We start from the raw sequence: 12965 nt of genomic DNA, 5'->3' as shown, positions 1-12965 counted from the left end.
CGGATGAACAGGGCGAGCGGACCGGGTTTGCACGACCCGGGGGGCAACTGAGCCCCAAACTGAGCCCCTGGCCGGTCCGAGAACGACAACGCCGGTCACCTGGCGATCGTGGTGACCGGCGTTTGTGCTGCTCAGGTGGCGGAGGATACGGGATTTGAACCCGTGAGGGGCTATCAACCCCAACACGATTTCCAATCGTGCGCCCTAGGCCACTAGGCGAATCCTCCGCCGGGCAGCGTACCGGAAGTGGCCCTGACCAGCCAAAACGGCTGGTAGGTACGGGTGTGGGGACGGCGGTCAGGAGGCCTGCCTGGTCTCCTCCGGCCCGTCCGACCCGGCTTCGGGGCCGGTGGGGACCGATTCCAGGACCGGGTGCTTGCGGTGGGGCCTCGACCAGGTTCGCATGATCGGGTTCTCGACGAGGGTGAACAGGAGGTAGGACAGCGCCAGCGAGATGGCGAACAGGAGCGCGACCACGGCGATCGCGACGGGCGTGGGGTATGCCTTGTCGCCCAGCCAGAGGTCGCCGTAGGTCAGGACGATGAGGTGCCACAGGTAGAAGGCGAAGGAGAGCTCGCCTAGCTTGACCATGATCTTGCTGGACAACCAGCTCCGCCGGTTCCGCACGTCGGCCGCGGCGCCGGTCGCGACGACCAGGGCGAGCGGGATCAGTGTGATGGCGGTGATGGTGAAGACCTGCGGGAACATCGGTGCGAGGGCGTAGGCGGCGACGGTCAGGGCCACCGCTCCGCCGAAGCCGACCGGCAGCCGGCGGCCGGTGATCACGATCCGGGCCAGCAGCATCCCGAGCACGAACTCCAGCGCCCGCACCGGCGGGAACTGCATGACGAACCAGAACTGCGCCTCGGACAGGCCGATCACCGGGAGGATCGTCTCGTGCGGCAGCCGCGTGGCGACGACGGGAACACCGATGATCGCGACCGCGGCCACCCCGGTGGCCCATGCCCAGAGCCGTTCCGGCCGGATCCGTTTGACCAGCGCGAAAAGTAGCGGGAACGCGGCATAGAACAGCAACTCGCAGGACAGCGACCAGGCCGGGGCGTTGAGGCTGTTGCGGACCATCCAGTCGGGCGACCAGGCCTGGATCAGCAGCAGGTTCATCAGCGCGGTGCCCGGCTTGACCGCCTGGTTCGCCACGAGCACCAGTAGCAGCAGCGCCACGACCCCGGTGACGAGGTGGTTGGGGTAGATCTTGAACAGGCGCCGCCGGTAGAACGCCGCCGTGCGGTCGGCGGTGTGCGCCGCCCAGGTCAGCACGAACCCGCTGAGGATGAAGAAGAAGCTGACCCCGGCCCAGCCGCCCTGCTTGAAGACCGACTCGGCCTTGCCCGCGGCGTTCTGCGACGCGAAAAATCCCTGCCAGAGGGCATGGAAGAAGAACACCGACGCCGCGGCGACGAACCGCGCCCCGGTCAGCGTCGGCAGCCGCAACGGCAGCGAACGGCCCTCGACGTGCTTCGATAACTCGGCCATGGACGACGCACCTTCTTTGATCGTGCGGTGATCACGCGGTCCGGAGACGCTGACCATGGCTCGCGAGCACCCCGCCCCGCATCTCCGAAACTGCGGTTCGCGCCGGTGGCCTGCCGCCAACGCACGGGCTGCTCACCGGCAAGCCGTTCGACTTCGACTGCCCCGAGGACCGGTTCCGCGCCGAGGCGGCGATGCTCGACGGGTCGCAATCCATGGCGTCAGTTCCGCGACAGCGGCCGCACGTCGGCACCGGCCCGCTGAAGAAACCCCCCTTTGGATCATCGGTAGGCCATGATCGCACGGTTAGCCGATCAGCTCGGCCGGCCGCCGAGCGATAGAATATTTCCATCCACGGTCGGTAAGGCCCGGAGTTGGCAACCGTATGGACAATTGGGCGGTTGACATATGATTGCTACCTCCGCCCTGAGGTGAAGATGACAACCGAATGGATCATGCCGGCACGGCCCCCACGTCAGACCTGGACCTGTGGAATCGCCGTTGCAACCATGACGAGGTACGGCAGGCGTTTGTTCTGCCGACGCTGCGGACTCTGGTCGAGCGCGTCCGGCCGATGACAATAATCGATCTTGGCGCTAAGTCAGGTTATGTGCCCGCTGCTCTGCTAGATTCGCATGGTGCCGCGCTGCGGACGGCACGGTTCATTGCCGTGGATCATGACGTCGAAGCGGTTGAATACATGCGACGCCGGTTTCGTGGTGGGCGGGTCGAGGTCGTGCACGCCTCGATCGGAGAATGGGCCCGCAGGTCCAGCCCGGCCCGGCCGGGCGAGCGGCGATTGCACATCCTGTCGTATACGGCACTCGAGCTCGAAGACGACGAGCTTCGCGCGGTCTTCGCTTCGGTGACGGCGGACGACTCGCTGGTTGTCGTCCTGCCGGACGTGGCTGAGGATGCCGCGGCGGCCGGCCGGCTGCGGCAGTTCCTGGCCGGTGACACGGTCCGGCTTCCCAAGATCGACAGCTGCACCGGGCGTCCGTATCCATTTATCGCTCGGCGGCTGGAGTCATGGCTCGGCTGGGCCATCGACGCCGGGCTGAGCCTGTGTCAGATGCACACCTATCGGACCCTGGGCGGTCACCGACACTTCGCGTACGAGTTCCGCGTCCTGCCATGAACCCGACCCGACGCCTGTATCTGCACTTCATGGACGCATATCACGGGCAGCGGGCCGCTCGAAACGCACACTCATGGGAGAGCGTTGTCGAGGAAGCGCGCCGGGCTTTCCGGATCTCCCTGTCTCTTGCCGAGCGGGTGTACGTTCCCGCGTCATCGTTCTTCGAATCGGAGCTGGCGAGGCACATTCTCCTGACGCATCCGATGTCCTCGGCAATGGGCCGGGTGTGGCTGACGGCGGGAGATACCAGCCTCGAGGAGCATCGAGAGGGAAAGATCGCGCAGTATCACGCGAAATCTCCGCTCGCGCTCGGCACGGCCTATCTCAAGGCAATCGACTCCAACGTCGGATATTGGAGGCGAGCGGGCCGGATGCGGCGGCACCTCGAGTCGCGGTGGCTCGGTCGGCTCCGCGCCGACGACCTGCTCAACGACGTGGATCCACTCGGTGAGCTGGACCTTAGCCGGTCGTTGGAGCGAGCCTGGGAGCGGGTTCCGGACGAGTTGGGCGGGCTGGCGTTCATCCCGGGCCACGCCGAGGACATCCTGGCGAAGCTGTGGTCCGGCAATGTCCGCACGGTCAGCCCCTACGTGACCCGGCTGATCGAGAGCTCCTACGTCGAGAGGTACATGCTGTCGCTCGGCGCGGGAGTGGTCACCGACCTCGTGCGACTGGCAAGCCCCTTCCCGCTGCCGACGCACCCGGATTCGATCTCCTACGCTCGGGCACTGGAGACCGTGGTCCGGCACGAGCTCACCGCGTTGCTCGACGCGCCCGATGAAGTGCTCTTCCTCGCGGGTGTCGACCGGATTCGCGGCGCCATCACCGCGCCGAGCCGGGGCAAGGTGGAACCGCGCGCAGCCGCGGTGGCGCAGCGGACCTACCGGCCCGGCATCGGCATCGTGACGGTGCTGGAGGAGGAGTTCCGAGCAGTCCTCCTGCAACTCGAGGACGTGGCCGTGGTGCCGATCGGCCAGGACCCGCACGCATACGTGTGCGGCCGGGTGCTGTCCCGGGTGCGTCGCGATCCACCGCACGTCGACGTCGTGCTGATGAAGCAACTGCGGATGACGAACCCGTCGGCCGCCTTGGCGACCACGTCGATGATCAAGGCCTTTCCCACGGTTCGGGATGTCCTGCTGGTCGGCATTGCCGGAGCGGTTCCGCGGCCCGATGTGCCCGACAAGAACGTCGCCCTCGGCGATGTCGTCGTGTCGGACCGGATCGGTGTGTGGCATACCGACCACGTCACGCTTTCGGGTGGAACCCGGTTACCACGGGGCGGCCTGCCGCCCCCGTCCTCCCGGTTGACGGGCGCACTCGATCGGCTGGCGGCCTCTCGTGATCCCGCCGACGCCCTGCGGGCGCGGCTCAAAAGGATCGAAGACCGGGATGGCCGGTTCACCCGGCCCCCGGCCGCCGCTGACGTCCTGTACAGCCCGGCGCGACGAGTTGTTCGCCGCGGCGGCGTTTCCGGCGAAACGCGGATCTTCCGCGGCGTCATTGCCTCGGGCAACCCACTTGTGCGAGATGCGAACGAGCGTGATCGAATCGGCGCCGTGAGCGGTGCGCTGGCCGTGGACATGGAAGGCGCGGGCGTCGCCGAGGCGGCGTGGGCGGCAAGCCGACAATACTTCCTGGTACGGGGGTTGAGTGACTACAGTGACGCGTTCAAAAACGATGTGTGGCATTGGTACGCGGCAGCCGCTGCGGCCGCCGTCGGCGTGTCCGTCATTGAGCAAATTAGTGATTAGTTGTATTGTCGCGCCATGAGTGGTCGCCGAGATGTTCCATTGATCTTCGAGATTGGCACCCTAAGGCATCTGGCGAGGACCTGGCGACAGTTCGGTGGCCTCGATCTGTCCAATGTGGCCGAGCACAGCTTCCGGGTCGCATGGATCTCCCTGATCCTGGCATCTCGGGAAGGCGCCGACGTTGGTCGGTGTGTGCTCATGGCGCTACTGCATGACGTACCAGAGACCCGAACGGGTGATGTCAACTACATCCACCGGATGAATACGGTCCGCCTTGAGGACCATGCGTTGACGGATGCACTGGTGGACACCACGGCCGGACCGGAGCTACAGGACATCTGGCGCGAGTGGACATTGAAGAAAACGTTGGAGTCACAGGTTGTTCGGGATGCCGATAGCCTCGACTGCGACTTCGAGCTGCGGGAACAGCACGATCGCGGGGCGCGGCTCCCTGCCGTGCTGGCCCCGACGAGGCAGGCGGTCCGTCGGCGGCTCCACACGAAGTCGGCCCGGCTCATGTTCGACGAGATCCAGACGTCCGATCCGCATGAATGGCACCTTGCGGCGAGAAACCGGCTCACCGCCGGTGATTGGGCGGAGTCGCGCGCTCAATGACGGCCGGTCGTCTTGACTGGCAGGCGACGTGGGAATGGTTGAGATCGTCGACCATGTGCCCCTTCGCCCGAATGGCGCGCGTGCGGGTGGCGCCGGCTTGGGATCAAGTTCGATCCCCGAATGGGAACCTCCGGTTGATCGCAGACCACCTATACGCGTTCTGCGATGATTATCAACGGTTACGGCTGCACGGTTTTGCCGCCGAGCTTCGGACACGTCCGGGTGATGCTGCGTCACCCGAGGGATGTACCCGGATTTTCGCATGGCTGATTTATGGCCTTATGCGTATCGATGGCCAGGAATCCGATCTTCACGAACAGGGGATTGACCGGCCGGAGTGGCAGTTCTCGTTCGCCGGACATCGCCTCTTCATGAACCTCTTCGCACCCGCGTACGGCCCCGGTCACTCGAAGCACCTACCCCGGGGCGACCGCATCGTCGTGTTCGCTCAGCCGGAGGAGTCCTTCGACTTCTGTGGGGTGAACCCGAGCCGGCACGACGTGAAGGTGGCCATCAGGCGGCGGTTCGCCGACGCCGGACGGCCGTACCCGGGTGAGCTGATCGACACCCGGGTCGAGGCCCACCTTTACGTCTTTCCCTACGAATCGGGCGGCAAGCCGGTCCGCTGGTGGGAGTGTCCGCCGGACTACTACCCCACGGAGCCGGGGCGCGCGCGCGACCCGGTCATGCGGGATCGGCCGTGACGGCGTCGAGGAGACCGGGGAAGCGGGTGTGGAGGTCGTCGGTGCGCAGGGTGACCCAGCGGCGGCGGCCGTCGACGGTGGTGGTGGTGACGCCGGCCTCGCGCAGGACGCGCCAGTGGTGGGAGAGGGTGGCGGCCTTGACGTCGACGTCGTAGCAGTCGACGGAGCAGGGACGAGGATCGCCTTCGCGCGCGATGGTGCGGATGAGCTCAAGGCGCACCGGGTCGGCCAGCGCCTGCAGCACCGTGACGAGGTCGATGTCGTCACGGTGCGGCTGCGGGAGCTGGCGTGCCATGGCGGTCCTCTTCGTTTAAATGCTTTGACAACGATCAAATCATACGCCACCATGGGCCGGGTGATACTTCGACGGTCATCGAAGGATCTGCCGCTCACCGGGGTGCTGACCATCCTCGCGGTCGGCGTGTTCACCGTCGGCACCGACCTGTTCGTCCTCAATGGACTGCTGCCGACGATTGCCGCGGACCTTCGGGTGTCGGTGTCCACCGCGGGGCAGCTCACCACGATCTTCGCGGTGACCTACGCGATCGGCTCGCCGCTGCTCGCCGCGTGCACCGGGAACTGGGACCGGCGCATCCTGCTTGCCGGCGGCATGGCGATGTTCGTGCTCGGAATGGTGGGGCAGGCGGTAGGCACGACGTTCGCGGTGCTGGCCGTGGCGCGCGTGGTGGCGGCGATCGGCGCGGCGGCGTTCCAGTCCAACGCGTTCGTGGTGGCGGGCGCGTCGGCGGCGGCGGACAAGCGGGGCCGGGCGCTCGCCCTCGTCGCCGCCGGCATCTCGGTGTCCAGCGTGCTCGGCGTGCCGATCGGGGTGTTCGTCGGCCAGTGGATCGGCTGGCGCGGGGTCATGTGGGGAATCGCCGGGCTCGGCCTGCTGGTCGCGGTCTCGATCGGCCTGCTGCACCGGGTGACGGTGCCGCAGGCGGGGTTGCGCGCCCGGCTCGCGGTGCTGGTCCGCCCACCGGTGGCCCGGGTGCTGGCCATCACCGTGCTGGGCATGACGGCCACCTTCACGATGTTCGTCTACCTTCCGGTCGTCGCGGCGCCGTCGGCCGGTGGGGCGACCATCTCGTGGGTGCTGCTGTGCTCCGGCATCGGTTCGGTGCTCGGCAACAACCTCGCCGGACGCTGGACGGATCGCATTGGGCCGCAACGGGTTCGGCTGATCTCGCTGATCGGCACGGCGATCATGCTCCGTCCTGGACGCCTCCGTGCTCGTGCTTGCCGTGCTGCTGGTGTCCTCGGTGATCTCCGGTGCGCTCAACGGCATGCTCATGGTTCCGCAGCAGCACCGGTTGTTCACGCTCGCGCCGGACGCGCCGACGGTGGCGCTCGGCCTGAACGGCTCGGCGATCTACGCCGGCGCCAGCCTCGGTTCCGCGCTCGGCGGCGTGGCGCTGGCCGCGGCCGGACCGTTCTGGCTGGCCCCGATCGGCGCGGTCATCGCGGCGCTCGCCGTGCTCGTGGCCCTTGAGCGCGCCCGAACTCCGGCTATGATCGCGTCGTGACTATCGGGCCGGCGCCACGCCACGCACGGATTGGTCGCCCGACGACCGAGTGATCCGGGCGCGGGCCCGAAGCCCGCCCTCTCCGCGGACTCGCGAAGTCTGAACGGAGAGGAGGTGATCACATGACTCGCGAGAGCACTCCGTGGGACGGATTCGTTGCACAGCACCGGGTTGGCGACACGGTGGCGGTGACGGTGACCAAGGCGCTGCCCTTCCTCGGCAGTCTGGTCGAGGCGGCCGGCGGCATTCCGGGCCTGCTCAAGGGCGCCAGGCTGCGGCCGGGTGAGTCGGTGCGGGCGCGGATCGAGACGATCGACCCCGAACTGCGGCGGATCAGTCTGGTGAGCGCCTAACGGCGTTCGGCTGAAGGTGGCCTTCGCCGAGGTTCGAACGGATGAAGGCCACCTTCGGCCACACGGAAGGGAGCGGTGTGGACGTCAAGGTCCTGGCATTCGACATCTTCGGCACCACGGTCGACTGGTACACCGGCGTGGCCGACCAGGTGGCCCGGCTGGCCGCGGCGCGCGGAATCGAGCTGGACGGCGGCGAGTTCGCCGGCGCGTGGCGCGAGCGGTACATCCCGTCGATGGACCTGGTGCGCCGCGGCGACCTGCCCTGGACCATCCTCGACGAGCTGCACCGGCGGTCCCTGGACGAGCTGCTCGTCGAGCGCGGGATCGGCGCCGCCTTCGCCGAGGCCGACCGCGCCGAGCTGGTCCGCGCCTGGCACCGGCTGCCGGCCTGGCCCGACGCGGTCGAGGGCATCGCGAGGCTGCGCACCCGGTACACCGTCGCGGCCGTGTCCAACGGCGGGTTCGCCCTGCTCACCAACCTGGTCAAGGCTGCACGCCTGCCGTTCGACTGCATCATCTCCGCCGAGTTGGCCAGGCACTACAAGCCAGATCCCGAGGTGTACCTGACCGTCGCGGGGCTGCTGGACGTCCAGCCGCACGAGGTGCTGATGGTCGCCGCGCACATCTGGGATCTCACCGGCGCCCGCAACGCCGGCCTGCGCACCGCGTTCGTCGAACGTCCACGTGAGAAAGGCCCGCACGGCAAGGCGGATCGCGCCGCCGACGCCCACGCCGACCTGTCCGTCGGCGACCTCACCGAGCTGGCCGCCGCGCTCGGCTGCTGATCAGGAGATCCGCGCGCCGGCGTGCAGGGCCAGGCCGTCGTGGGCGGCGATGTCGGCCTGGAACCAGCCGCCGGAGTTGACCGTGTAACGGGGGCCGGTGCAGTTGCCCTGCGTGAAGTCGCCGTGCACGACGTCGCAGTAGACACCGGGCGGCAGGGCGGTCGCAAACCACCGGCCGGTGACCGGGACGCTCTCGTCGTTGAGGATCAGGTAGCCCCGGTCGCCGCGGCCGAATGCGATCGTGTCGTTTCCGTTGTCCCACCAGTGGACCACGGGCGTGCCGCGCACCGAGTTGTGGAACGCCACCATGTTCGCGATCACCTGCCAGCGGTGCTCGCAGCGCCACCGGTTGGCAAAGCACGTCGTGTCGGTGGTGCGGCCGCTCCCGTCGGCCGGCGGCCCCTGGTCGTTGGAGGTGTACTCGTAGCTGGACATCACCTTCGGCGAGCCGTACGGCCAGGCCAGCATGAACGCGTTGGCCAGGGCGTAGCGGCCGTTGTCGCGGAAGGTGAGCACGCCGCCGCCGCGCTGCGTGTCGTGGTTGTCGGTGAACACCACGGCCTTGTCGCCGGGCAGCGGCGAGCCGAACGTCCGCAGGAACGCCAGCCGCTCGGTGTTGAAGATCTTGGCGATGTCCCGGCCGTACCGGAACTCCAGCACGTCGCCGCTGCCGGTGTACTCCTCCGGCGTGATCGGCTCCCCGGCGCCGAAGATGACCTCCTGGTACAGGTACACCGGCGCGCTGAGCCGGGCCTTGATCGCCGCGATGTCGGCGGCGGGCATGTGCTTGGACGCGTCGAGTCGGAAGCCGTCCACGCCGAGAGAGATCAGCGCGTTGAGGTAGCCGGCGATCCGGCCGCGCACGTAGTCCGACTCCGTCGCCAGGTCGGCGAGATCGACCAGCTCGCAGTTCTGCACCTCGTAGCGGTCGCCGTAGTTCACGATGTCGTCGGTGCCGTTGCGGCCGCAGTGATGGAAGTCCTGCGTCTGGTAGATCCCCGGATAGTCGTAGTGCGAATAGGACGATCCGGCGCTGCCGGGGCCGCCGCTGCCGCCGCCGGCCATGTGGTTGATCACCGCGTCGGCGTACACCTTGACGCCGGCCGCGTGGCACGTATTGATCATGTTGGCGAACGCGGCGCGGTCACCCCGGCGGGTGTTGTCCAGCCGGTAGCTCGCCGGCTGGTAGTCCTGCCACCACGGATAGCCGCTGCCGGGCAGCACGACGTGCTCCTGTGGCGGCGAGATCTGCACGCCGCCGTAGCCACGCGGGCCGAGGAAGTCCCGGCACTCCCGGGCGACCGACGCCCAGTTCCACTGGAACAGCTGGACGATCACGTCCCGGGGACCGGGCGGGGTGGCCGCCGCGGGGATCGGGACCGACAGCGCCGCGGTGGCCGCGACCAGGCTCAGCGTGATCAACCGGCCGCGCATCAGAACACCGGGCGCCAGGTGGGCGGTTCGTTCGGAGTGGGGGAGTAGCACATCACCGGCTGGCGGTCCTTCGTGAAGTAGAACATTCCCCGCTGCGGGCAGCGCTCGCCGATGACCGCGAACTGCGGGTCGGGTGAGGTGGTCGGCGGCCGGGGACGCTTCGGTGGCGGTGGCGGTGGCGGTGGCGGCGTCCCGGCGATGTACGACGTCTCGGTGCGCATCGCCGGCGGCTCGATCACGGTCGGTGGCGTCGTCGGCGCCGGCTCATTCGGCCGGGCGTCATCGCCGGACCCGATCCGCTGCTGGGCCGGCACCCGGCCGGCCGCGCCGTTGCCACCGGCGGAGGCCAGCAGGATGATCACGCCGATCAGCCCGGCCGCGGCGAGAAACGTGGCGATCTTCAGTCCGATCAGGACCCGATCGGGCTCGGCCTGTCGCCGATGGCGCCGCGGGCGTGGCCGGCCGTGCAGCTCGGGAAAGGCGGCCCGCTGCATGGTGTCGTCTCCGGAACTTCGAAGCACTGAGTAACTGAACCAGCCCTCAAAGTATCGACCGTGTCAACCTTCCCGGCGGGTGGGGTGCCCGATCCGCTCGCTACACTGAGACCGGACCTCGTGCGGCGTCCATCTCGTGAACCTCCCCAGGGCCGGAAGGCAGCAAGGATAAGCGAGCTCTGACGGGTGCACGAGGTCCCTTTTTGGCCGTGCTACCATCAATCCATCGATCGATTGATGGGAGATCTCATGGCCGAACGAACGATCAGCGCCACCGAGGCCCGCGTCCACTTCGGTGAGGTCCTGGACTCCGTCGTGCAGAACCTCGACATCGTCTACGTCCAGCGCGGCGGCCGGCTGGCGGCGGTGATCCTCTCCATCGAGGAATGGAAACGCCATCAGCAGCAGAAGCGGGACCCATGGGAGGGATTCATGGAAGAGATGGAAGAGCACTGGGCCTACCTGGCTGAGGCAAGGAAGGCCGGTCGGCTCAAGGACTTCGACGCCGCCGAGGTGATCAGGGCTGGGCGGGAGGAGCGTGATGAGCAGCTACTCGGAGACCTGCTTGGACGCTAACGTCGTCCTCCGCTTCGTCAGCACCGATACCCCTACGCCTGCGATCAAGGATCTGTGGCGGGAGTGGACGGATGCGCGGGTGACTCTGCACGCTCCTGCCCTGTGGCGCTACGAGATTGTCAACGGACTGCACCAGCTGCGAAAGGCAGGCGCCCTTGGCGATCAGGAAGCCAGCCGGGCATTGATCAAGGCCTTGAAGCTGCCGATTGAGCTGCACAACGACGGCCTCTTGCATATGCGGGCGTTCCAGCTTGCTGCCGAGTACGGGCTGCCAGCCGCCTATGACGCCTACTACCTGGCGTTGGCCGAACGTCTCGGGCTCGAGTTCTGGACCCTGGACGCTAAGCTGGTCAAGGCCGTGGAGGACCGGCTGGCGTGGGTGCGGCTGGTGTCGTAGGCGGAGGGTAGGGTCGCGGCGTGGCGCTCGCCCTGTATCGCAAGTATCGCCCGGCCACCTTCGCTGAGGTTGTTGGGCAGGAACACGTCACCGAGCCGTTGCGGACCGCGTTGGCGGCCAAGCGGGTCAACCACGCGTACCTGTTCTCCGGGCCGCGGGGCTGCGGAAAGACTTCCAGCGCAAGGATTCTGGCCCGCTCGCTCAACTGCGCCGAGGGGCCGACGCCGGATCCCTGCGGCACCTGCGAGTCCTGCATCGCGCTCGCGCCCGAGGGCCCGGGCAGCGTCGACGTGGTCGAGCTGGACGCGGCCAGCCACGGCGGCGTGGACGACGCCCGCGAGCTGCGCGACCGGGCCTTCTACGCGCCGGCGAGCTCGCGTTACCGGGTGTTCATCATCGACGAGGCGCACATGGTCACCACGCAGGGCTTCAACGCCCTGCTGAAGATCGTTGAGGAGCCGCCCGAGCACCTGGTCTTCATCTTCGCCACCACAGAGCCGGACAAGGTGCTGCCCACCATCCGGTCCCGCACGCACCACTACCCGTTTCGGCTGATCCCGCCGGGCGCCATGCGCGAGCTGCTCGAGCGCAACTGCGCGGCCGAGGGCGCCACCGTGGAGCCCGCGGTGTTCCCGCTGGTCATCCGGGCTGGCGGCGGTTCCGCCCGGGACACCCAGTCGGTGCTCGACCAGCTGCTCGCCGGCGCCGGGCCGGAGGGCGTCACCTATGAACGAGCCGTGGCGCTGCTCGGCGTCACCGACGTCGCGCTGATCGACGACCTGGTCGACGGGCTTGCCGCGGCGGACGCCGCGGCCGTGTTCGGCACGGTCGACCGGCTGGTCGAGGCCGGCCACGACCCGCGCCGGTTCGCCGCCGATCTGCTCGACCGGCTACGCGACCTGGTGCTGCTGCGGGCGGTCCCGGACGCCGCGGCGCGCGGGCTGGTCAACGCTCCCGGTGACGAGCTGGACCGGATGTCCGCGCAGGCCCAGCGGCTCGGCCCGGCCGCGCTGACCCGGTTCGCCGAGATTGTCCACAATGGACTTGTCGAGATGCGCGGGGCGACGGCGCCCCGGCTGCTGCTCGAGCTGCTGTGCGCGCGGATGCTGCTGCCCTCCGCGGTCTCCGGCGACGCGGCGGCGGATTCCGCCGTGCTGCAACGGCTCGAGCGGATGGAGCGGCGGGTCGCGGTGGCGCCCGGCGCTGCCGAACCGGAGCCGCCCCGCGCCACCGCGCGGCCCGAGCCCACTCCGGCTTCGGCTCCGGCGAAGGCCAAGCCGGCGGCAGCGCCGGCACCACCGCCCGAGCCCGAGCCCGCCGAGCCGCCCGCCCAGCCAGCTCCGGTAGCGGCGCCGGCCTCGCCGGGCGGCATGGACGCGGCCGCGATCCGCCGGGTCTGGTCCGAGCTGCTGACCGTGGTGCGCAAGAACAGCCGCAGCACCGAGGCGATGCTCACCAACGCGACCGTGCACGCCATCGAGGGCGACACGGTGGTCATCTCGCACACGGCCGCGCCGCTCGCCCGCCGGCTGGCCGAGCCCCGCAACGTCGACGCCCTTGCCGCCGCGCTGCGCTCGGTGCTCGGCGGCACCTGGCAGGTCCGCGTCATCCACGCCGACGGCGGACCACCCCCGGCGTCCGCACCCGCGGCCCCGGCCCGCCGGCCAGAACCGCCGAACCCACCGCCCGCCGCGCCGG

14 protein-coding genes, 1 tRNA gene and 1 other RNA gene are annotated in these 12965 nt (G+C 68.7%); 11 read left to right on the top strand and 5 right to left on the bottom strand.

Going from position 1 to position 12965, the window contains the following annotated elements:
- Positions 1-136 precede the first annotated feature (136 nt).
- Positions 137-227 (bottom strand) — tRNA-Ser (locus VGX25_RS12075).
- A 70-nt stretch (positions 228-297) separates the two neighbouring features.
- Entirely contained in the window at positions 298-1494 is a 1197-nt protein-coding gene (locus VGX25_RS12070) for an acyltransferase (protein ID WP_326917755.1), read from the bottom strand.
- Positions 1495-1939: 445 nt separating this feature from the next.
- Between VGX25_RS12070 and VGX25_RS12065 the strand changes: the two genes are divergently transcribed.
- The 4 genes from VGX25_RS12065 to VGX25_RS12050 are packed head-to-tail and all read left to right on the top strand — an operon-like array spanning position 1940 to position 5702.
- Complete coding sequence (locus tag VGX25_RS12065) at positions 1940-2629, top strand: hypothetical protein (RefSeq protein ID WP_326917754.1); 690 nt, start codon at positions 1940-1942, stop codon at positions 2627-2629.
- Positions 2626-4383: a hypothetical protein gene (locus VGX25_RS12060; protein ID WP_326917753.1), complete on the top strand. Its 1758-nt coding sequence runs from the start codon at positions 2626-2628 to the stop codon at positions 4381-4383. Before VGX25_RS12065 ends, VGX25_RS12060 begins: the two co-directional genes overlap by 4 nt.
- 15 nt (positions 4384-4398) lie before the next feature.
- A complete protein-coding gene (locus VGX25_RS12055) occupies positions 4399-4998 on the top strand; it encodes an HD domain-containing protein (RefSeq protein ID WP_326917752.1) in 600 nt (199 codons plus the stop codon).
- The gene (locus tag VGX25_RS12050; RefSeq protein WP_326917751.1) at positions 4995-5702 is read left to right on the top strand and encodes a YqcI/YcgG family protein; all 708 of its coding nucleotides are present in this window, start codon (positions 4995-4997) and stop codon (positions 5700-5702) included. Before VGX25_RS12055 ends, VGX25_RS12050 begins: the two co-directional genes overlap by 4 nt.
- Here VGX25_RS12050 and VGX25_RS12045 read toward each other — a convergent pair.
- Positions 5683-5997, bottom strand: coding sequence for a helix-turn-helix transcriptional regulator (locus VGX25_RS12045; RefSeq protein WP_326917750.1), 315 nt, complete (start codon positions 5995-5997; stop codon positions 5683-5685). The genes VGX25_RS12050 and VGX25_RS12045 overlap by 20 nt on opposite strands.
- Here VGX25_RS12045 and VGX25_RS12040 point away from each other — a divergent pair.
- From VGX25_RS12040 to VGX25_RS12030, 3 genes are all read left to right on the top strand, one after another.
- A complete protein-coding gene (locus VGX25_RS12040) occupies positions 5971-7194 on the top strand; it encodes an MFS transporter (RefSeq protein ID WP_326917749.1) in 1224 nt (407 codons plus the stop codon). The genes VGX25_RS12045 and VGX25_RS12040 overlap by 27 nt on opposite strands.
- Before the next feature lie 156 nt (positions 7195-7350).
- Positions 7351-7581 (top strand): hypothetical protein, encoded by a 231-nt coding sequence (locus VGX25_RS12035; RefSeq protein WP_326917748.1) that lies wholly within the window; start codon positions 7351-7353, stop codon positions 7579-7581.
- A 41-nt stretch (positions 7582-7622) separates the two neighbouring features.
- Positions 7623-8366, top strand: a complete 744-nt coding sequence (locus tag VGX25_RS12030) for a haloacid dehalogenase type II (RefSeq protein ID WP_326917747.1) — start codon at positions 7623-7625, stop codon at positions 8364-8366.
- Here VGX25_RS12030 and VGX25_RS12025 read toward each other — a convergent pair whose 3' ends face one another.
- Both VGX25_RS12025 and VGX25_RS12020 read right to left on the bottom strand, forming a co-directional pair.
- Complete coding sequence (locus tag VGX25_RS12025; protein ID WP_326917746.1) at positions 8367-9800, bottom strand: alpha-amylase family protein; 1434 nt, start codon at positions 9798-9800, stop codon at positions 8367-8369.
- Positions 9800-10321, bottom strand: coding sequence for a hypothetical protein (locus tag VGX25_RS12020; RefSeq protein WP_326917745.1), 522 nt, complete (start codon positions 10319-10321; stop codon positions 9800-9802). The genes VGX25_RS12025 and VGX25_RS12020 overlap by 1 nt, the downstream gene beginning before the upstream one ends.
- Positions 10322-10404: 83 nt before the next feature.
- On the opposite strand from VGX25_RS12020, the gene ffs reads away from it, so the two are divergent.
- From ffs to VGX25_RS12000, 4 genes are all read left to right on the top strand, one after another.
- Positions 10405-10499, top strand: an RNA gene (gene ffs / locus VGX25_RS12015) — signal recognition particle sRNA small type.
- Positions 10500-10543: 44 nt separating this feature from the next.
- Positions 10544-10870 (top strand): type II toxin-antitoxin system Phd/YefM family antitoxin, encoded by a 327-nt coding sequence (locus VGX25_RS12010; RefSeq protein WP_326917744.1) that lies wholly within the window; start codon positions 10544-10546, stop codon positions 10868-10870.
- Positions 10836-11267, top strand: coding sequence for a type II toxin-antitoxin system VapC family toxin (locus tag VGX25_RS12005; RefSeq protein WP_326917743.1), 432 nt, complete (start codon positions 10836-10838; stop codon positions 11265-11267). Before VGX25_RS12010 ends, VGX25_RS12005 begins: the two co-directional genes overlap by 35 nt.
- A 20-nt stretch (positions 11268-11287) precedes the next feature.
- A partial coding sequence (locus tag VGX25_RS12000; RefSeq protein ID WP_326917742.1) for a DNA polymerase III subunit gamma and tau occupies positions 11288-12965 on the top strand: 1678 nt, incomplete at its 3' end.

Origin of the sequence: Actinophytocola sp. (assembly GCF_035942955.1) — a bacterium.
Lineage (GTDB): Bacteria > Actinomycetota > Actinomycetes > Mycobacteriales > Pseudonocardiaceae > DASYTH01.
Note: the sequence above shows the minus strand (reverse complement) of the source record. Positions and strands in the feature narration are given on the sequence as shown.